Origin of the sequence: Streptomyces sp. NPDC019443, from assembly GCF_044389785.1 — a bacterium.
In the GTDB taxonomy this organism is placed as follows: domain Bacteria; phylum Actinomycetota; class Actinomycetes; order Streptomycetales; family Streptomycetaceae; genus Streptomyces.
Window position 1 is genome coordinate 432,692 of the sequence record NZ_JBIRYJ010000005.1, and the last position, 19,266, is coordinate 451,957.

Genomic DNA, 19,266 nt, shown 5'->3' on the forward strand with positions numbered 1-19,266 from the left:
CGTTGGCGCTACTGCGTAGGGTTTCAGTCCAACCGCCCAGACAGGCGGCCGAGGGGAACGTTCTGAGAGGGGACAGCGCGTGAGCGTCAACTTGTCCAAGGGACAGGGCATCAGCCTGCAGAAGTCCGACGGGGGCGAACTGAGTGCGGTGCGGATGGGCCTGGGCTGGCAGGCGGCCCCTCGCCGTGGACTGTTCGGGTCGCGCACGAGGGAGGTCGACCTCGACGCGTCGGCCGTGCTGTTCGCCGACAAGCAGCCGGTGGACGTGGTCTTCTTCCGCCATCTCGTCAGCGACGACGGCTCGGTCCGGCACACCGGAGACAACCTGGTCGGCGGAGCGGGGTCGGGCGGCGACGACGAGGCCATCCTCGTCGACCTCCAGCGGGTGCCGGTCCACATCGACCAGATCGTCTTCACGGTGAACTCCTTCACCGGGCAGACCTTCGCAGAGGTGCAGAACGCGTTCTGTCGCATCGTCGATGAGACGAACGGCCAGGAGCTCGCCCGCTACACGCTCACCGGCGGTGGTCAGTACACCGCTCAGATCATGGCGAAGGTGCACCGCGTGGGCGGCGGCTGGCAGATGACCGCCGTCGGCACCCCGGCCAACGGCCGTACCTTCCAGGACCTGATGCCGGCGATCCTGCCGCACCTGTAGGCGGGGAGCGTACGGAAGACACGCAGCTCCCGGAGGCACCAGGCCGCCGGGAGCTGCACGGCTTACCACCACCGCACAGCACTGAGGGGACAGAGCAATGACGGCCGAGCTGGTCCGGGGGCAGAACCACCCCTTGCCCCACACCCGCCTGGAGATTCGGGTGTCGGCAGGCCATCCGGTCGTGGCCTGCGCCACCTGCTCCGACCCGCAGGGGGTCGTGCGGGGCGAGTGGATCGCCCACCCCGGCGCACCCATGCTGCCCGGCATCGAGGTGCCCCGGCGGGCCACAGAAGCGCCCCGGTTCACCGTCGACCTGGACGCCGTGCCCGAGGCGGTGCATCAGGTCAATGTGCTGCTCGCCCTCCCCGAAGGCACCGGCGGCCCGGCTCACTTCGGCGCCTCCGCGGCCCCCTTTGTCGCCGTCGTCGGCCAGGAGGCCGAGCTGGCGAGCTTCACCATCACCGGCCTTGACGCCGAGACCGCGCTCGTCGCGGTCGAGCTGTACCGCCGCCAGGGCGCCTGGAAGGTGCGCGCGGTGGGTCAGGGGTACGCGGGCGGGCTCGCGGAGCTGCTGGCCGACCAGGGGTTGCACCCAGCCCGCGAGACCGCCGCCGGCATCCAGGAGACGACGGCCATGCGCACACCCCGGGCGGAGCCGGCACAACTGCGTACGAGCGGCGCCGACGGCGCGTACACCAGGCCGGCCGTGCCGCGGCCGAACCAGACGCCAGGGCCGAATCAGCCGCCCGGGTCGAATGAGCCGCCCAGGCCGAATCAGCCGCCCGGGCCGGACGCGACGCTTGCGCCGGGGCCGGACGCGACGCTTCCGGACGGCCTTTCGGCCGCCGGCACCCAGCCTGGCGCCGCGGGCTCCCAGCAGACGCCCACGCCCGACGCCCCGCAGCCGACGGGCGGGCCGATCAACTACGCGCACCCGCGGCGCCAGTCCGTCGCGCCCCCGCCGCCGCCCCCGGCCGCCCATCCCGCCCAGCCCGGTCAGCCGGCCCCGCCCGTCGCGGGCGACGCCACCGGCTGGTCCATGGAGGAGCGGCTCTACAATCAGATCTGGGGCATGTTCGAGGACCTGGCCCGCAGCGTCGCCGCGTACCGCAGCGCCGTCGACTTCGCCGAGACCCGGCTGGACCAGGAGCTCGACCAGGTGCTCTCCGACCCGCGCAGCCGCATCGGCGGCGCCGGGGACGCCGCGCGCGAGGCGGCTCGCGCCAAGTGCGAGCAACTGACCGACCGGGCCCGCGAGGTCCTCGACCGAGACCTGGCCCAGCTCACCGCCGAGTCCGAGGTCGTCGAGCCCGCGCTGCCGCCCGCCTTCGCCCGCTGGGACAATCCGGCCTGGCATGCCTACCGCGTCCCGATGGAGATCCCGATGGCGCTGCGCCTGGGCGATCTCCAGCTGCCCGAGAGCCCCGAGCTGCGCATTCCGTTCCTGGTGCGGCTGCCGCTGGAGCGGGGACTGTGGGTGGACAGCGGACGTTCCGGTTCCGAGACGGCGATGGTGCTGGACGAGGCACAGCTGCGCAAGCTTGCCCTGGACTGCGCGGTCGCGCTCGCGGCCCGGCTGCTCGCGGTCTATCCACCGGGCGAATTCACGGTCCATGTCATCGACCCGGCGGGCACCGCGGCCCCCTCGCTCGCCCCGCTGGTCGGCTCCGGGGTCCTCGCCGGTCCGCCGGCGGCGGGCGCGCAGGGCGTGAGCGACACGCTCGCCAAGCTCACCCAGCGGGTGGACCTGGTGACGATGGCGGTCCGCGGCGGCGCGGCCGACTCGCTCCCGCCCGACCTGGACACCGCGGAGCAGCTGCTGATAGTCAACGACTTCCCGCACGGCTTCGACGACCGCGCGGTCACCCTGCTGCGCTACCTCGCCGACGAGGGCCCGGCGGTCGGCGTCCATCTGCTGATGGTGGCGGACCGCGAGGACGCGAGCGCGTACGGACCGGTACTCGACCCGCTCTGGCGTTCGCTGCTGCGGATCACCCCGGTCCCGGACGACCATCTGGCCGACCCGTGGGTCCGGCACGCCTGGACGTACGAGCCGCTCACGGTGCCGCAGGGCAGCGACGTGCTGCGCCAGGTGCTGGAACAGGTGGCCGCAGCCCGTCGCTCCTGGCGTCGCTGACCTGCACACTTGGAGCCCGCTTTACCAAGCTCTTTACCTTCCCTTGGGGATTCCTGTACGCTCCTTTGGGCGGAGGGGAGTACTCCCGGCTGCGGCGTTCCCGTCAATACGGACCGATACCGGTCCCGGGGCGCCGGCCCGTGGCGGCAGAGCCGCTCGGCGGGTGGAGGAGACCTCCGGCAGCGACGACGCTGATCAGTAGCCGTACGACGCCGGAGGCGCAGTGGACGTTTCATGGACCCTGTGGGTGCTGACCATTCTTGGTCTGTGTGCCCTGATCGCAGTCGACTTCTTCATCGGGCGCAAACCCCATGACGTGTCGATCAAGGAAGCCGGAATCTGGACCGTCGTCTGGATCGTCCTGGCCGCTCTCTTCGGCCTCGGCCTGCTGATATTCGGCGAAAGCCAGGCGTCGGGAGAGTTCTTCGCGGGCTTCATCACCGAGAAGTCACTGAGCGTCGACAATCTCTTCGTCTTCGTCCTGATCATGGCGAAGTTCGCGGTGCCGTCCCACCTCCAGCAGCGGGTGCTGCTCGTCGGTGTGCTGATCGCTCTGGTCCTGCGCGCCATCTTCATCGCCGCCGGCGCCGCGATCATCGCCAGCTTCTCGTGGGTCTTCTACATCTTCGGCGCGTTCCTGATCTACACCGCCTGGAAGCTCATCCAGGAGGCGCGCTCCGACGAGGAGGAAGAGGAGTTCGAGGAGAACCGCCTCCTCAAGTCCATCGAGAACCGCTTCGGCGTCGCCGACAAGTACCACGGCACCAAGCTCTTCATACGCAACAACGGCAAGCGCGTCCTGACCCCGCTGATGGTGGTCATGCTCGCCATCGGCACCACGGATGTGCTCTTCGCGCTCGACTCCATCCCGGCGATCTTCGGCCTGACCCAGGACCCGTACATCGTCTTCACCGCGAACGCCTTCGCGCTGATGGGCCTGCGTCAGCTGTACTTCCTCATCGGCGGACTGCTGAGGAAGCTGGTCCACCTCAGCTATGGCCTGTCGGCGATCCTCGGCTTCATCGGCGTCAAGCTGGTGCTGCACGCGCTGCACGAGAGCGGGGTGCATGTCCCCGAGATCTCGATTCCGTTCTCGCTGGCGGTCATCTGCGGCGTGCTGATCGTCACCACGATCACCAGCCTGATCGCCTCGAAGAAGAAGGCGGAACGAGAAGCGGTCGAGATGGCGGCGAAGGCCGGGAACGCAGAGAACGCCGGGAACGCGGAGAAGGACAGCGTCGAGGCCTGACGTCAGTCGACGGGGCGGTTTGGGCGGATGGGCTGGGCTCCGTCATGATCGGGAGCGCAGCCGGGCAGTGTCAGCGAGGACATCGAATGGTGCCGGGCCCGAATCGGCAAGGACGTGACACCCATGCGCGTACAGGGAGAGGGGCGACCGCCCGCCCCCGCTCTGCGGCTCGACCGGGCCGCGGAGCCGCCGCAGGGTGCCGTTCTGCTGCTGCACGGGGGTACTGCCGATGCCCTGGAGCCGCCGACGCAGTGGAACCTGCCCGGCGTCCGGATGCGCCCCTTCGCCCGGGCAATCGCGCGCGCCACGGTCGACCACGATGTGGTGCTCGGCAGAGTCAGCTACCGCCACCGCGGCTGGAACGGAGTGCGAGCCGACGCGGCGCGGGACGCGCTGCGCGCGCTGGACGAACTGGCCTTTCTCACCGGGCCGGTTCCGGTCGTCCTGGTCGGCCACTCGATGGGCGGCCGGGCCGCCCTGCGGGCCGCGAGCCACCCCCTCGTCGAGGCCGTCGTCGGCCTCGCCCCGTGGTGCCCGGCCGGAGAGCCGGTGGCACATCTGGAGGGCAAGCGCGTCGTCCTGCTGCACGGCGACCGCGACCGGGTGACCGACCCGCGCGGCTCCTGGGAGCTCGCGGCCGCGGCACGCGCGGCGGGCGCCGAGTCCTGCGCGCTGCGGATGCCCGGCGGCGACCACGCCATGCTCCGCCGCGCCGGCGTCTGGCACGCGCTCACCGCCCGCCTGGTCACCGGACTCCTGCGGCTGGGACCGCTGCCGTCGGCGGTGGCGGGCAGCTTCGACGACTTCGACAGGCTCGGCGACATCGGGCCGAGCGACGTCCCGTCGGCGGACGGCAGTTGAGACGGCGGCGTACGAGAGCGCGAAACGAGAGCGCGGGATGAGCGCGCGAATCGAGTGCGCGAAAGTCCGCGAACGAGTGCGCGGAATGAGCGCGTGCTACCAGCCGCGCTTGCGCCACTCCTGCAGATGCGGCCGCTCGTCGCCCAGCGTCGTGTCCTTGCCGTGCCCCGGGTAGACCCAGGTCTCGTCCGGAAGCACGGCGAAGAGTTTCGTCTCGACGTCGTTGATCAGGCTCGCGAAGGCCTCGGGGTCCTTGCGCGTGTTGCCCACCCCGCCGGGGAAGAGGCAGTCGCCCGTGAAAACGTGCGCGTGGCCGTGCGGGTCGTCGTAGACCAGGGCGATCGAGCCGGGAGTGTGCCCCACGAGATGACGGGCGGTCAGCTCGACGCGGCCCACCCGGATCGTGTCCCCGTCTTCGACGAGCACGTCGGTCGGGACGGGGATGCCCTCGGCGTCGTACCGGCCGGCGTAGGTGCGGGCACCGGTCGCGCGGACGACTTCGGCCAGCGCCTGCCAGTGGTCGCCGTGGCAGTGGGTGGTGACGACGGACGCGATGGAGTCGTCGCCGATCAGCGTCAGCAGCGTCTCGGGTTCATTGGCCGCGTCGATCAGCAACTGCTCGTCGGTGGCCCGGCAGCGCAGCAGATAGGCATTGTTGTCCATCGGGCCGACCGCGACCTTGGAGATCATCAGGTCTGGGAGTTCATGCACATCCGCAGCGCCGCCGACCTTCACCACTCCGCTGTACGTCATGGGGTCAGCCTATAGCGGGGGCAGCGCCGGAAGCAGGCCTCCCGCGGTGTCCAGATCCGCCCCGTCGCGGCGGCCGGCGAGCCACCCGAGAAGGGTGGGGGCGGGGCCGGCGACCGTCACCGGGGCGCCCTCCGTGCCGCCCGTGTGCCACTCGCCGGAGCCCTTGCCGGCCGCGACGATTCGGGTCGGCGGGACGTCCACGCGCCCGGAGAAGCGATGGGCGAGGAAGGCGATCTCCCGGTCGGTGAACTCCTCGGGCAGGTCCTCCAGCTCGTAGCCGATGTCCAGGTCGACGTGGTGCAGCTCGACCTCGATGAGCCGGCGGAAGGGGACGCGGGCCGCGGCGTCCGTGATGCCGTTGCGCAGCTCGACCGTGCGCTTCCAGTCGGCGGGGACCGCGCCCGCGGACTGGAAGCGGGCAGCGCTCTCGCGTACGTCGGAGAGCTGGGCGGCGAGCGGGCGGTGCGCGTCCCGCTCGATGTCCGTCTCGCGTGCCTCGGCGCTCACATACATCGGGCGGCCCTCGAGAACATTTACGAGCGCGTCAGCGTTACGGGAGAGGTGGGCCAGCACATGGCCGCGGCTCCAGCCCGGGAGCCGGGACGGTGCGGCGGCCCCGGACTCGTCAAGACCGGCGGCTGCGGTGAGGAGCCGGTCGGTGGCTTCACGTACAGAGGCCAGGTCACGCAAGGGATCGATCATGGGGCCGACGATAGCCCTGGGACTCGATCGGGTGAAGGTGGCAGCGCGTGGCCGCAATTCGAATACGCGTGCTATAGGCTCAGTGGAGGCATGCTGGTTGCAGCAGGCATTTCACAGCTTGGAATCCAAACGATCCGGCGGCCCCCATAGTCTGGGACGGGGGCTGTGCCCCCGCTTCTCTCAAGAAAGGTGCGGACCGGCGTGGCCGACCGTCTCATCGTTCGTGGCGCTCGCGAGCACAACCTCAAGAACGTCTCGCTCGACCTCCCGCGTGACTCCCTCATCGTGTTCACCGGGCTCTCGGGGTCGGGCAAGTCGTCCCTCGCGTTCGACACGATCTTCGCCGAGGGGCAGCGCCGGTACGTCGAATCGCTCTCCTCGTACGCCCGGCAGTTCCTCGGCCAGATGGACAAGCCGGACGTCGACTTCATCGAGGGCCTCTCCCCGGCCGTCTCCATCGACCAGAAGTCGACCTCGCGCAACCCGCGCTCGACTGTCGGCACCATCACCGAGGTCTACGACTACCTCCGGCTGCTCTTCGCCCGTATCGGCAAGCCGCACTGCCCCGAGTGCGGCCGGCCCATCTCGCGCCAGTCGCCGCAGGCCATCGTCGACAGGGTGCTGGAGCTGCCCGAGGGCAGCCGCTTCCAGGTCCTCTCGCCCCTCGTGCGCGAGCGCAAGGGCGAGTTCGTCGACCTCTTCGCCGACCTCCAGACCAAGGGATACAGCAGGGCGCGGGTCGACGGACAGACGATCCAGCTGGCCGAGCCGCCCACGCTGAAGAAGCAGGAGAAGCACACCATCGAGGTGGTCGTCGACCGCCTCACCGTCAAGGACAGCGCCAAGCGCCGGCTGACCGACTCGGTGGAGACCGCGCTCGGGCTCTCCGGCGGCATGGTCATCCTCGACTTCGTCGACCTCGCCGAGGACGACCCCGAGCGCGAGCGGATGTTCTCGGAGCATCTCTACTGCCCGTACGACGACCTGTCCTTCGAGGAGCTGGAGCCCCGCTCCTTCTCCTTCAATTCACCCTTCGGCGCCTGCCCCGACTGCACCGGCATCGGCACGCGCATGGAGGTGGACCCCGAGCTGATCGTCCCGGACGAGGAGAGGTCCCTCGACGACGGTGCGATCCACCCCTGGTCGCACGGCCACACCAAGGAGTACTTCGGGCGGCTGATCGGCGGTCTTGCCCAGGCCATCGGCTTCTCCACCGACATGCCCTGGGCCGGACTGCCGCAGCGTGCCAAGAAGGCCCTGCTGTACGGACACAAGACCCAGGTCGAGGTCCGCTACCGCAACAGATACGGACGGGAGCGGGCGTACATCTCGCCCGTCTTCGAGGGGGCAGTCCAGTTCGTCAAGCGGCGGCACAGCGAGGCCGAGAGCGACTCCAGCAGGGAGCGCTTCGAGGGCTATATGCGCCAGGTGCCTTGCCCGACGTGTGAGGGCACCCGGCTGAAGCCGATCGTCCTCGCGGTCACGGTGATGGAGAAGTCCATCGCCGACGTCGCCGCGATGTCGATCAGCCAGTGCGCGGACTTCCTCGGCGAGCTGAAGCTGAACGCCCGCGACAAGAAGATCGCAGAGCGGGTGCTCAAGGAGGTCAACGAACGGCTGAAGTTCCTGGTCGACGTCGGCCTCGACTACCTCTCGCTGAACCGCGCGGCCGGCACGCTCTCCGGCGGCGAGGCCCAGCGCATCCGGCTCGCCACCCAGATCGGCTCCGGCCTGGTCGGAGTGTTGTACGTACTGGACGAGCCGTCCATCGGCCTGCACCAGCGCGACAACCACCGGCTCATCGAGACCCTTGTCCGGCTGCGCGACATGGGCAACACGCTCATCGTCGTCGAGCACGACGAGGACACCATCAAGGTGGCCGACTGGGTCGTCGACATCGGCCCGGGTGCCGGCGAGCACGGCGGCAAGGTCGTGCACAGCGGCTCGCTGAAGGATCTCCTCGCCAACAAGGACTCGGTGACCGGGCAGTACCTCGCCGGGAAGCGGTCCATTCCGACGCCCGACATCCGCCGGCCCATGGATCCGACCCGTCAGCTCACAGTCCACGGCGCCCGTGAGAACAACCTGCGCGACATCGACGTCTCGTTCCCGCTCGGCGTGCTCACCGCGGTCACGGGTGTCTCGGGCTCCGGCAAGTCGACCCTGGTCAACGACATCCTCTACACCCACCTGGCCCGCGAGCTGAACGGCGCCAAGTCGGTGCCGGGCCGCCACACCCGGGTCGACGGCGACGACCTCGTCGACAAGGTGGTGCACGTCGACCAGTCGCCCATCGGCCGTACGCCGCGCTCCAACCCTGCGACGTACACCGGCGTCTTCGACCATGTCCGCAGGCTCTTCGCGGAGACGATGGAGGCCAAGGTCCGGGGCTACCTCCCCGGCCGGTTCTCCTTCAACGTCAAGGGCGGCCGCTGCGAGAACTGCTCGGGCGACGGCACCATCAAGATCGAGATGAACTTCCTGCCGGATGTGTACGTCCCGTGCGAGGTCTGCCACGGAGCGCGCTACAACCGGGAGACCCTGGAGGTCCACTACAAGGGCAAGTCCATCGCCGAGGTGCTGGACATGCCGATCGAGGAGGCGCTGGACTTCTTCGAGGCCGTCCCGACGATCGCCCGTCATCTGAAGACCCTCCACGAGGTGGGCCTCGGCTATGTGCGGCTCGGCCAGTCCGCGCCGACGCTCTCGGGCGGCGAGGCCCAGCGTGTGAAGCTGGCCTCGGAGCTCCAGAAGCGTTCCACCGGCCGCACGGTCTACGTCCTGGACGAGCCGACGACCGGTCTGCACTTCGAGGACATCAGCAAGCTGATCAATGTGCTCTCCGGCCTGGTCGACAAGGGCAACACGGTCATCGTGATCGAGCACAACCTGGACGTCATCAAGACCGCGGACTGGGTCGTCGACATGGGCCCGGAGGGTGGCAACGGCGGAGGCCTGGTCATCGCCGAGGGCAGCCCGGAGCAAGTCGCGGGAGTGCCGACCAGCCACACCGGCAAGTTCCTGCGGGACATCCTGGACGCCGAACGGATCAGTGACGCGGTGGTGCCGGCGGCGCGCAAGGCGCCGAAGAAGGCGGCGGCCAAGAAGACCGCCGCGGCGAAGAACGCAGTCGCCGCGAAGGCGGCACCGGTGAAGACGACGGCCACGGCCAGGACCGCCCGGGCCCGCAAGGCCTGAGCCCGGGCCGGGGCTCCGCCCCGGACCCTCCCCCATAGCCCTTCGGGCATGGGGTACCCCCACACCCCATAGCCCTTCGGGCATGGAAGGTACCCCCACCCCCTACGCCTTGCGGGCGTGGGGGGACCCCACCTCAATTCCCGGAGGGGCTTGATTCTCCGCCGGACGGGCTGAATCTTTCAGCCCGTCCGGGGTCTCCCGGACGAAGTCTGGGGGAGATTGAGGACTGGAGGTCTGGGGCGAAGCCCCCAGTTTCGGGATGGGGGTACTCCCCCTGGCTGCGCCGGGGGCACCCCCACCCAGGCGAAGCTCTGGGGGAGGGCGGGCAGGGGCTAGGACAGCTCCCACGCGTACGGCGGCTCCGCGCCCGTGCGGGAGCAGGTCACCGCGGCCGCCCGGGACGCGAAGTGCAGCACCGCGTGCCACCCCTCCGCGCCCAGACCGGCCAGGGCGTTCGCCGACAGGGCGTCCCGGGCCGCGAGGCCGTGCAGCAGGGCCGCGTTCACCGTGTCGCCCGCGCCGATCGTGTCCGCGACAGTCACCGCCGTGGCCGGGACCGAGACCTCAAGCCCGCCCGGCGTCCGTACCGACAGCCCCGCCGCACCCCGCGTCAGCACCACCGCCGCGGGCCCCTCCGGTACGCCGCCGAGCCACCGGGCGTCGTCCTCCGACAGCTTCAGCAGCGACACATACGGCAGCCAGCCGGCGAAGCGCGCCCGGTAGGCGTCCGCGTCCGGGATCAGACCGGCCCTGATGTTCGGGTCGAGCAGCGTGAAGACCCCGCGCCCCGCCTCCCGTCGCAGCAGCGCTTCGTACGCACTCGCGCCCGGCTCCAGCACCAGCGAGCAGGTCCCGAGGGCCAGTGCCCGTACAGAGTCCGGCAGTTGGGGCGGCAGTTCGAAGAGCCGGTCCGCGCTGCCCTGCACATAGAAGCGGTATCCGGCGGAGCCGTCCGCGCCTATGCTCGCGACCGCCAGCGTCGTCGGCTCGGGCCCGCGCTGGACGAGGGACGTCCCGACCCCCGCCGTACGCAGCCCGGCCAGCAGCGCCTCGCCGAAGCCGTCCGTCGACACCCGGGAGCAGAAGCCGACCGTCGCGCCGAGCCGGCCGAGCGCGACAGCCGTGTTGTACGGACCGCCGCCGAGCCGCGGCAGCAGCATGGGCAGCGGGTCGCCGACCCCCTGCGGGACCAGGTCGATCAAGGACTCTCCGGCGACGACGATCACGGCGAGAACGTAGCCCATCGCTTGCGGGGTCGACCAGGGAGCCCGCCAGGAGGGCCGCCGATCTCCGCCGGTATCGTCGGGTCTGTCACCGACGCCCTGATCAGTGGAGTTTCCATGTCCGGCCAGCCAGCCGCCCGCCGTACCGTGCTGAAAGGCGCCGCCCTCGCCGGGGCAGCCGGGCTGGGGGTCGCGTCCTGCTCCACCGAATCGAAGCTCGGCCACGCCGAGAACCCCACCCCCACCGCGCCCGTCGATCTCGGCGCTGCCGACGCCGTCCCGGTCGGCGGCGCCAAGCTCTACCGCGAGCAGCGCCTGGTCGTGAGCTGCCCGGCCAAGGGCCAGTACAAGGCATTCAGCGCGCAGTGCACGCACGCGGGCTGCGTCCTCGACAAGGTCGAGGGCACCGAAGGCAACTGCCCCTGCCACGGCAGCCGCTTCGACGTCACGACCGGCAAGGCGCTCCAGGGCCCGGCGACCGTGCCGCTCCCCGAGGTCCCCATCAAGGCCGAGGGCGGCAAGCTCGTCGCGGGCCCCGAGGCGTAAAGCCCGCCGGCGCGCGTCAGGCCCAGTCCCAGTCGATCCCCAGGATCCCCGGCCGTACGCCCTGTTCCACCAGATGGACCGTGCGGTGCCGGCCGCTCAGCGTCAGATCCGTCCTGGCGCCGCGCGGCGCTCCCGTCGTGGCCTGCGAGAACCGCCGGCACCGCACCGGCAGCGCACCCTCGTCGAAGCGCACCTGCAGGACGTACTGCCCGCCCGCGAAGCTGAAGCCGCGGACGTACTCCTCGCTCGGCCCGCCGGTCCCGTCCTCGAAGCCGTAGCCGAAGAGGTACGTCTCACCCGCGCGCAGCCGGGCGTCGAAGAGCAGCTCCGCGATCAGCACCCCGGTCTCCCGGTGCCACCGCACCCGCCCCGTGCGGCAGTTCTCCAGCGCGCTGACCTCCACCCGCGCGGGATCGCAGCCCGGATCGCCGTGGTGGATGGCCAGATAGCGGTCGATGCCGTCGCGGTGGGCGCGTACGACATGCGCCGAATCGCGCCCAACCAGCTCGCGCCCCGCCCCGATCCGTACCCGCTCGTGGTGGCCCACCGTGTGCAGCCCGCCGTCCGCAGGCGACTCCAGGTCGGCAAGCAGCTGCTCCACCGTGCCCGAGGCCTCCACCAGTGAGCGGTAGGAGCGCGTGGCGGGGCGCTCGAAATCGGTTCGCGCGCCGCCTTCGCCGACGCCGAGCAGCCGGATCAGCGAGTTCCCGGGCAGTTCGAGTACGTCCTCCAGAGCACGCACGGCGCGCAGCGACTCGGGGCGCTGCGGGCGGCGCGCGCCCTGCTGCCAGTAGCTGAGGCTGGTCACGCCCACCTTTATCCCGCGGTGCGCGAGATGGTGCTGGACGCGCTGGAGCGGCAGCCCACGCACCGCGAGGGCGGCCCGCAGCGCCAGATGGAACGGGCCGGTGTGCAGCACCTGTGCCAGATCGGCCTCGGTGTGCCCCATGGTTCCTCCAGCGACTTGCGGGAATTGAGTGAACGTTCACGACAGGGGCGAGCCGCTGTGGGTGGGCGGCGACCGGCGTCCAGGTGGAGCGGGACGGAGGTGTTCACATCCCGGCCGTAGCGTTCACAGCGCCGTGTCACCCCGCATTGAAGCGTGTTGACCCGCCTCCGACAAGGACTGATGCTCATCCGCAGCGTCCGGACGCGATCCTCCATCCCCACCCCCACTGGGAGGAACGCGATGCGCACAGAGCGCAAGCCAAAGAGCACCGCAGTCAGACGGCTGTCCGCCGCAGCCGTCGTTCTCGCCGCACTGTTCACTCTGCCCCTGTCGACGGCGACCGCCGCGCCGACCGACGACCAGTCCGACTCGCCCGCCCTCGCCTGGAGGCGCCTGAACATAGCCATGCAGGCTCAGCAGAAGACCAACTGGTGCTGGGCAGCGGGCGGCAACACCATCGCCGCGTACTTCGGCAGGAACTACTCGCAGAACCAGTTCTGCAACGCCGCCTTCAACCGCCGGCAGGGCAGCGAGTGCCCCAACTCGCAGGCCACGCTGGGCAATGTGCAGAACGGTCTGCGCTGGGCGGGCATCAACTCCGGTTCGTACGTCACCGGCTGGCTGGGCTACCCGACCGTGCAGACGGAGATCGACGCGGACCGCCCCATCGAGACCCGTATCCAGTGGTCGAGCGGCGGCGGCCATATGCATGTGATCTACGGCTACGACACCGCGAACAGCTGGGTCTACTGGGGCGATCCATGGCCCTCCAGCGACCGCTACAACTGGGCCTCCCACGCTTGGTACGTCAACAACAGCTCCTTCTCCTGGACCCACTCGCTCTACCGGATCGGGGCGTGAGCGCCATGAAGAGGACCTCACGAGCGACCGCGCGAGCCGCCGTCACCGCCGCCTGCGCGGCCTGCCTCTCCCTTGGCGCGATCGGCACGGCCACAGCCGCGGGCACTGCCGTCGGCGCAGGCACGGCCACCGGCGCCGCCACCTCCACCGGCCCCTCGGCGTCGGACCGGGCCGCGGCCCGCAGCGCCGCCACGGCACCCGCAACCCTGGAGACCCTGTCCCGTTTCTTCGCCCGCGACGGTGCCGTCAGCAAGGCGGCGGCGGCTCCCCGCGTCGAAGGCGCGACCGTCACCGTCCACACGCTCGCGCCGGAGTTCGTGGCCGGAGAGGCGGGCGCTCCCGTGGCGAAGGTGGAGTTCCTCGCCAGCCAGGCGGTCTCGTCGGACGGACAGCAGGCCTCGCTGTGGACGGCCCGACAGGGCGGTCGGTGGCAGGTGGTGAACATCGCCACCGGCGACGACGAGTTCCGCTACGCGCGGCTCGGCGACCGAAAGCTCCCCGGCGGCACCGTCTTCCACGAGCCGCAGATCGACGCCTGGTACGTCAACAAGGACACGAAGATCCTCCCGCTGGACGAGGACGCGATACGGGCGGTGGGCAGCCGCGGCACGACGCTCGCCGCCTACCAGGCCCGCGTCCGGGCCGCGTACGCGGGCAAGCTCCCGGGGTCGGCGTACGCGGAGAAGGGCGGCGCGGGCGGCTACGCCGTGCATGAGGAGAACGACCGGAGCGGCGCCGTCACTTTCGCCTCGGCGTCCGTCGGAGCAGGCGCCCTCGCAGCCCTCGCCCTGTGCGGGCTGACGGCCGTCCGTCTGCGCCGCCGCGCCTGATCGGCCGGGGCTCCGCCCCGGACCGGGTACGACCTTCGGTCGTGCCCTCAAACGCCGGGCGGGCTGAATTTCAGCCCCTCCGGTGCTTGAGGTGGGGGTCCCCCCACGCCCGCAAGGCGTAGGGGGTGGGGGCACCTCCCATGCCCGAAGGGCTATGGGGGAGGGTCCGGGGCGGAGCCCCGACGAGCCCCGGGCGCCCGGGGCTTCCCCACGGTGCCGGGCGCCCGGTCCCGGCCCGCACTGTCACTGCGCGCCAGTAGGCTGGTCGACATGGCAGACCCCTCCAGCTACCGCCCCAAGCCGGGACAGATCCCCGACTCGCCGGGGGTCTACAAATTCCGCGACGAGCACCGCCGGGTGATCTACGTCGGGAAGGCCAAAAGCCTGCGCCAGCGCCTCGCCAACTACTTCCAGGACGTGGCGAATCTGCACCCGCGCACCGCCACGATGGTCACCACGGCGGCCTCGGTGGAGTGGACGGTGGTCTCCACCGAGGTAGAGGCGCTCCAGCTGGAGTACTCCTGGATCAAGGAATTCGACCCGCGGTTCAACGTCAAGTACCGGGACGACAAGAGCTATCCGTATCTCGCGGTCACCCTCAATGAGGACTTCCCGCGGGTCCAGGTGATGCGCGGCGCCAAGAGGAAGGGCGTGCGCTACTTCGGTCCGTACGGCCACGCCTGGGCGATCCGCGAGACCGTCGACCTGATGCTGCGGGTCTTTCCCGTACGCACCTGCTCGGCCGGGGTCTTGAGGAATCACCAGCAGAAGGGCCGCCCCTGTCTGCTCGGCTACATCGGCAAGTGCTCCGCGCCCTGCGTGGGCCGGGTCACCCCCGAGGAGCACCGCGAACTGGCCGAGGAGTTCTGCGACTTCATGGCCGGCCGCACCGGCACGTACATCCGCCGTCTGGAGAAGCAGATGATGGCGGCCGCCGAGGAGATGGAGTACGAGAGGGCGGCCCGGCTGCGTGACGACATAGGGGCCCTCAAGCGGGCCCTGGAGAAGAACGCCGTCGTGCTCGCGGACGCCACCGACGCCGATCTGATCGCCGTCGCCGAGGACGAGCTCGAAGCCGCGGTGCAGATCTTCCACGTCCGGGGCGGCCGGGTGCGCGGCCAGCGTGGCTGGGTCACGGACAAGGTCGAGGCCGTCGACATCGCCGGCCTCGTCGAGCACGCACTCCAGCAGCTGTACGGCGAGGAGCGCGGCGACGCCGTCCCCAAGGAGGTCCTCGTCCCGGCCCTCCCCGAGGACAGCGACGCGGTCGGTCTGTGGCTGAGCGGCCGGCGCGGCTCGAACGTCTCGCTCCGTATCCCTCAGCGCGGCGACAAGAAGGACCTGATGGAGACGGTCCAGCGCAATGCCCAGCAGGCCCTCGCCCTGCACAAGACCAAACGCGCCAGCGATCTCACCACCCGCTCGCGCGCCCTGGAGGAGATCGCCGAGGCCCTTGGCCTGGACTCGGCGCCGCTGCGGATCGAGTGCTTCGACATTTCGCACCTCCAGGGCGAGGACGTGGTGGCTTCCATGGTCGTCTTCGAGGACGGCCTGGCGCGCAAGAGCGAGTACCGCCGTTTCCAGATCAAGGGCTTCGAGGGCCAGGACGACGTCCGCTCGATGCACGAGGTGATCAGCCGCCGCTTCAAGCGCTATCTGGCGGAGAAGGACAGGACGGGGGAGTGGATCGGCGACGACACCCCCGAGGACGACAGCAAGCCCAAGCGCTTCGCGTATCCGCCCCAGCTCGTCGTCGTGGACGGTGGACAGCCGCAGGTGGCCGCCGCCCAGCGCGCCCTCGACGAGCTCGGCATCGACGATGTCGCCGTGTGCGGACTGGCCAAGCGCCTCGAAGAGGTCTGGCTGCCGCACGACGACGACCCGGTGGTCCTGCCGCGCTCCAGCGAGGGGCTGTATCTCCTTCAGCGGGTCCGCGACACTGCTCACGACTTCGCCATCCGCTACCAGCGCTCCAAGCGGGCCAAGCGCATCAGGACCAGCCCGCTGGACGCGGTCCCGGGTCTCGGCGAAACCCGGAAACAGGCGTTGATCAAGCATTTCGGCTCGGTGAAGCGGCTGAAGCAGGCGACAATCGAGCAGATCTGCGAGGTTCCAGGCATGGGCCGCAAGACGGCGGAGTCCGTCGCGGTGGCCCTCGCCCAGGCGGCTCCGGCCGCTCCTGCCGTGAATACGGCAACAGGAGAGATCATTGAAGAGAACGACGGGGGCAGCAGGACATGACTGAGCACGATGGAGACGGAGCAGCAAACGTGAGTACGGGCACCACGATCGAGCCCGGCGGGGCCGCGGACGCGGCAATCCCCGAGCTGGTGATCATCTCCGGAATGTCGGGCGCCGGGCGCAGCACGGCCGCGAAGTGTCTGGAGGACCTCGGCTGGTTCGTCGTCGACAACCTGCCGCCCGCGCTGATCCCCACCATGGTGGAGCTCGGCGCACGCTCGCAGGGCAATGTCGCCCGGATCGCCGTCGTCGTAGACGTACGCGGCCGGCGGTTCTTCGACAACCTTCGCCAGTCCCTCGCCGACCTGGACACCAAGCAGGTCACCCGGCGGATCGTCTTCCTCGAGTCCTCCGACGACGCCCTGGTCCGCCGCTTCGAGTCGGTCCGCAGGCCGCACCCCCTCCAGGGCGACGGCCGGATCGTCGACGGCATCGCCGCCGAGCGCGACCTGCTGCGCGAGCTGCGCGGCGACGCCGACCTGGTGATCGACACCTCCAGCCTCAACGTCCATGAGCTGCGCGCCAAGATGGACGCCCAGTTCGCGGGCGACGAGGAGCCGGAGCTGCGGGCCACGGTGATGTCGTTCGGATTCAAGTACGGACTGCCGGTCGACGCGGACCTCGTCGTCGACATGCGCTTCCTGCCGAACCCGCACTGGGTCCCGGAGCTGCGTCCGTTCACCGGCCTCAACGAAGAGGTGTCGAACTACGTCTTCAACCAGCCCGGCGCCAAGGAGTTCATCGACCGTTACACCGAGCTGCTCCAGCTGATCGCCGCGGGCTACCGCCGCGAGGGCAAGCGGTACGTGACCATCGCGGTCGGCTGCACCGGCGGTAAGCACCGCTCCGTCGCCACGTCCGAGAAGCTCGCCGCCAGGCTCTCCTCCGCGGGGATCGAGACCGTCGTTGTCCACCGGGACATGGGGCGCGAGTGACCGGACGTAACCTCCGTCTGCGGCGACTGCGCAGGTCCACGCACGCGCCGACCGGGCGGAAGCGCGGCGCGCAGCCCAAGGTGGTCGCGCTCGGCGGCGGCATGGGCCTGTCCGCGTCGCTCACGGCCCTGCGCCGTATCACCGGCGACCTCACCGCGGTCGTCACCGTCGCCGACGACGGCGGCTCCAGCGGCCGGCTCCGCGACGAGCTCGGCGTGCTGCCGCCCGGTGACCTGCGCAAGGCCCTGGCGGCGCTGTGCGGCGACGACGACTGGGGCCAGACCTGGGCCCGGGTGATCCAGCACCGCTTCCAGTCCAAGGGCGACCTGCATGAACACGCGGTCGGCAATCTGCTGATAGTGGCGCTGTGGGAGCAGCTCGGCGACCATGTTCTGGCCCTGGACCTGGTCGGCAAGCTGCTCGGCGCGCACGGCAGGGTGCTGCCGATGTCCGCCGTCCCGCTGGAGCTGCAGGCGCTTGTCCGGGGCCACGATCCAGCCCGCCCGAACGACGTGGAGACCGTGCGCGGCCAGGCGACCGTCGCGCTCACGCCCGGTGAGGTGCAGTCGGTGCACCTCGTCCCGCACGACCCGCCCGCCGTCCCCGAGGCCGTCGCCGCCGTCCTTGACGCCGACTGGGTGGTGCTCGGCCCGGGTTCCTGGTTTTCCTCGGTGATCCCGCATCTGCTCGTGCCAGAACTGCTGGACGCGCTGATCGAGACGAAGGCCCGCCGGGTCCTCTCGCTCAACCTCGCGCCGCAGCCCGGCGAAACAGATGGCTTCTCACCGCAGCGTCATTTGGAGGTTTTGGGACGACACGCGCCTAAACTCGCCCTGGACGTGGTGCTGGCCGACGAGGCCGCCGTGCCCGACCGTGAGTCCCTCGCCGATGCCGCCACGCGGCTCGGCGCCGCGGTCGAGCTGGCTCCCGTGGCCTCGCCCGACGGCGTTCCGAAGCATGATCCGGAGCTGTTGGCCGCCGCGTACGACCGTATTTTTCGGATGCATGGAAGGATCGGCCCATGGCGATGACGGCAGCGGTGAAGGACGAAATCTCCCGGCTTCCCGTCACCCGGACCTGCTGCAGAAAAGCGGAGGTCTCGGCGATCCTTCGGTTCGCGGGCGGGCTGCACCTGGTGAGCGGCCGCATCGTGATCGAGGCGGAGCTGGACACCGGCATCGCGGCGCGCCGGCTGAAGCGAGACATCCTGGAGATCTTCGGGCACAGCTCCGAGCTGATGGTGATGGCGCCCGGCGGGCTGCGCCGCGGCTCGCGCTATGTCGTACGAGTCGTGGCCGGCGGTGACCAACTGGCCCGCCAGACCGGTCTCGTCGACGGCCGGGGCCGCCCGATCCGTGGGCTGCCCCCGCAGGTCGTCTCCGGTGCCACCTGTGACGCGGAGGCCGCCTGGCGCGGCGCGTTCCTGGCACACGGCTCGCTCACCGAGCCGGGTCGTTCCTCCTCGCTGGAGGTCACCTGCCCCGGCCCGGAAGCAGCTCTGGCTCTGGTCGGCGCGGCCCGCCGGCTCTCCATCGCCGCCAAGGCGCGCGAGGTACGCGGCGTGGACCGCGTCGTCGTGCGCGACGGTGACGCGATCGGCGCGCTGCTGACGCGCCTCGGGGCGCACGAGTCGGTGCTGGCCTGGGAGGAGCGGCGGATGCGCCGCGAGGTGCGCGCCACCGCCAACCGCCTCGCCAACTTCGACGACGCCAATCTGCGCCGCTCGGCGCGCGCCGCGGTCGCCGCGGGCGCCCGGGTGCAGCGCGCGCTGGAGATCCTCGGCGAGGAGGTGCCCGAGCACCTCGCCGCGGCCGGCCGGCTGCGGATGGAGCACAAGCAGGCTTCGCTCGAGGAGCTGGGTGCACTGGCCGACCCGCCGCTGACCAAGGACGCGGTCGCGGGCCGTATCCGCCGGCTGCTCGCGATGGCCGACAAGCGGGCCCAGGACTTGGGCATTCCGGGTACGGAGTCCAATCTGACCGAGGAAATGGCCGACGGTCTCGTCGGCTGAGTCCCTGCTGAGTCCCGTCTGAGCCGCGGCTGAGTCCCGCCTGATTCCCGACGGAGTTCCGGCTGAATGTCCAGCACTGTGATCGACCCACCGCTGTCGGCGCCTTCCCGGC

At 70.5% G+C, this 19,266-nt stretch carries 16 protein-coding genes; 12 read left to right on the plus strand and 4 right to left on the minus strand.

Annotated elements, in window-relative coordinates; all coding sequences use genetic code 11:
• The first annotated feature begins 79 nt into the window (after positions 1-79).
• From ACH492_RS19330 to ACH492_RS19345, 4 genes are all read left to right on the plus strand, one after another.
• Positions 80-658, plus strand: a complete 579-nt coding sequence (locus tag ACH492_RS19330) for a TerD family protein (protein ID WP_215093514.1) — start codon at positions 80-82, stop codon at positions 656-658.
• A 97-nt stretch (positions 659-755) separates the two neighbouring features.
• Positions 756-2,795, plus strand: a complete 2,040-nt coding sequence (locus ACH492_RS19335; protein WP_398988063.1) for a TerD family protein — start codon at positions 756-758, stop codon at positions 2,793-2,795.
• A 223-nt stretch (positions 2,796-3,018) separates the two neighbouring features.
• The gene (locus tag ACH492_RS19340; protein ID WP_398988065.1) at positions 3,019-4,044 is read left to right on the plus strand and encodes a TerC/Alx family metal homeostasis membrane protein; all 1,026 of its coding nucleotides are present in this window, start codon (positions 3,019-3,021) and stop codon (positions 4,042-4,044) included.
• A gap of 123 nt (positions 4,045-4,167) precedes the next feature.
• Positions 4,168-4,905 (plus strand): alpha/beta hydrolase, encoded by a 738-nt coding sequence (locus tag ACH492_RS19345; protein ID WP_398988067.1) that lies wholly within the window; start codon positions 4,168-4,170, stop codon positions 4,903-4,905.
• A 96-nt stretch (positions 4,906-5,001) separates the two neighbouring features.
• Here ACH492_RS19345 and ACH492_RS19350 read toward each other — a convergent pair whose 3' ends face one another.
• Together ACH492_RS19350 and ACH492_RS19355 are read right to left on the minus strand one after the other, a co-directional pair.
• Positions 5,002-5,658 (minus strand): MBL fold metallo-hydrolase, encoded by a 657-nt coding sequence (locus ACH492_RS19350; RefSeq protein ID WP_398988069.1) that lies wholly within the window; start codon positions 5,656-5,658, stop codon positions 5,002-5,004.
• A gap of 9 nt (positions 5,659-5,667) precedes the next feature.
• Positions 5,668-6,360 (minus strand): maleylpyruvate isomerase family mycothiol-dependent enzyme, encoded by a 693-nt coding sequence (locus tag ACH492_RS19355; RefSeq protein WP_398988071.1) that lies wholly within the window; start codon positions 6,358-6,360, stop codon positions 5,668-5,670.
• Between the two features lie 201 nt (positions 6,361-6,561).
• Between ACH492_RS19355 and uvrA the strand changes: the two genes are divergently transcribed.
• A complete protein-coding gene (gene uvrA, locus ACH492_RS19360; protein WP_398988073.1) occupies positions 6,562-9,558 on the plus strand; it encodes an excinuclease ABC subunit UvrA in 2,997 nt (998 codons plus the stop codon).
• A gap of 332 nt (positions 9,559-9,890) precedes the next feature.
• On the opposite strand, the gene ACH492_RS19365 is transcribed toward uvrA, so the two are convergent.
• Positions 9,891-10,784 (minus strand): carbohydrate kinase, encoded by an 894-nt coding sequence (locus tag ACH492_RS19365; protein ID WP_398988382.1) that lies wholly within the window; start codon positions 10,782-10,784, stop codon positions 9,891-9,893.
• A gap of 114 nt (positions 10,785-10,898) precedes the next feature.
• Between ACH492_RS19365 and ACH492_RS19370 the strand changes: the two genes are divergently transcribed.
• Entirely contained in the window at positions 10,899-11,327 is a 429-nt protein-coding gene (locus ACH492_RS19370) for a Rieske (2Fe-2S) protein (protein WP_398988075.1), read from the plus strand.
• 16 nt (positions 11,328-11,343) lie between these two features.
• On the opposite strand, the gene ACH492_RS19375 is transcribed toward ACH492_RS19370, so the two are convergent.
• Entirely contained in the window at positions 11,344-12,276 is a 933-nt protein-coding gene (locus ACH492_RS19375; RefSeq protein WP_398988077.1) for a hypothetical protein, read from the minus strand.
• A gap of 240 nt (positions 12,277-12,516) precedes the next feature.
• Between ACH492_RS19375 and ACH492_RS19380 the strand changes: the two genes are divergently transcribed.
• The 6 genes from ACH492_RS19380 to whiA all read left to right on the plus strand — a co-directional run bounded on the left by ACH492_RS19380 (position 12,517) and on the right by whiA (position 19,154).
• Positions 12,517-13,137, plus strand: a complete 621-nt coding sequence (locus ACH492_RS19380) for a papain-like cysteine protease family protein (protein WP_398988079.1) — start codon at positions 12,517-12,519, stop codon at positions 13,135-13,137.
• Between the two features lie 5 nt (positions 13,138-13,142).
• Positions 13,143-13,967, plus strand: coding sequence for a hypothetical protein (locus ACH492_RS19385; protein WP_398988384.1), 825 nt, complete (start codon positions 13,143-13,145; stop codon positions 13,965-13,967).
• A 270-nt stretch (positions 13,968-14,237) separates the two neighbouring features.
• A complete protein-coding gene (uvrC, locus tag ACH492_RS19390) occupies positions 14,238-16,208 on the plus strand; it encodes an excinuclease ABC subunit UvrC (RefSeq protein WP_398988081.1) in 1,971 nt (656 codons plus the stop codon).
• Positions 16,205-17,143, plus strand: a complete 939-nt coding sequence (gene rapZ / locus ACH492_RS19395; RefSeq protein ID WP_398988083.1) for an RNase adapter RapZ — start codon at positions 16,205-16,207, stop codon at positions 17,141-17,143. The genes uvrC and rapZ overlap by 4 nt, the downstream gene beginning before the upstream one ends.
• Positions 17,140-18,174: a uridine diphosphate-N-acetylglucosamine-binding protein YvcK gene (yvcK, locus tag ACH492_RS19400; protein WP_398988085.1), complete on the plus strand. Its 1,035-nt coding sequence runs from the start codon at positions 17,140-17,142 to the stop codon at positions 18,172-18,174. Before rapZ ends, yvcK begins: the two co-directional genes overlap by 4 nt.
• The gene (gene whiA / locus ACH492_RS19405) at positions 18,165-19,154 is read left to right on the plus strand and encodes a DNA-binding protein WhiA (protein ID WP_215093490.1); all 990 of its coding nucleotides are present in this window, start codon (positions 18,165-18,167) and stop codon (positions 19,152-19,154) included. Before yvcK ends, whiA begins: the two co-directional genes overlap by 10 nt.
• Positions 19,155-19,266: the final 112 nt, after the last annotated feature.

What these genes read in the sequence shown, in the direction of transcription:
- ACH492_RS19335 (WP_398988063.1), top strand. Translation starts at nt 756, where the DNA reads ATGACGGCCGAGCTGGTCCGGGGGCAGAACCACCCCTTGCCCCACACC.
- ACH492_RS19345 (WP_398988067.1), top strand. Translation starts at nt 4,168, where the DNA reads ATGCGCGTACAGGGAGAGGGGCGACCGCCCGCCCCCGCTCTGCGGCTC.
- ACH492_RS19350 (WP_398988069.1), bottom strand. Translation starts at nt 5,658, where the DNA reads ATGACGTACAGCGGAGTGGTGAAGGTCGGCGGCGCTGCGGATGTGCAT.
- ACH492_RS19355 (WP_398988071.1), bottom strand. Translation starts at nt 6,360, where the DNA reads ATGATCGATCCCTTGCGTGACCTGGCCTCTGTACGTGAAGCCACCGAC.
- ACH492_RS19370 (WP_398988075.1), top strand. Translation starts at nt 10,899, where the DNA reads ATGTCCGGCCAGCCAGCCGCCCGCCGTACCGTGCTGAAAGGCGCCGCC.
- ACH492_RS19375 (WP_398988077.1), bottom strand. Translation starts at nt 12,276, where the DNA reads ATGGGGCACACCGAGGCCGATCTGGCACAGGTGCTGCACACCGGCCCG.
- ACH492_RS19380 (WP_398988079.1), top strand. Translation starts at nt 12,517, where the DNA reads ATGCGCACAGAGCGCAAGCCAAAGAGCACCGCAGTCAGACGGCTGTCC.
- ACH492_RS19385 (WP_398988384.1), top strand. Translation starts at nt 13,143, where the DNA reads ATGAAGAGGACCTCACGAGCGACCGCGCGAGCCGCCGTCACCGCCGCC.
- uvrC (WP_398988081.1), top strand. Translation starts at nt 14,238, where the DNA reads ATGGCAGACCCCTCCAGCTACCGCCCCAAGCCGGGACAGATCCCCGAC.
- rapZ (WP_398988083.1), top strand. Translation starts at nt 16,205, where the DNA reads ATGACTGAGCACGATGGAGACGGAGCAGCAAACGTGAGTACGGGCACC.
- whiA (WP_215093490.1), top strand. Translation starts at nt 18,165, where the DNA reads ATGGCGATGACGGCAGCGGTGAAGGACGAAATCTCCCGGCTTCCCGTC.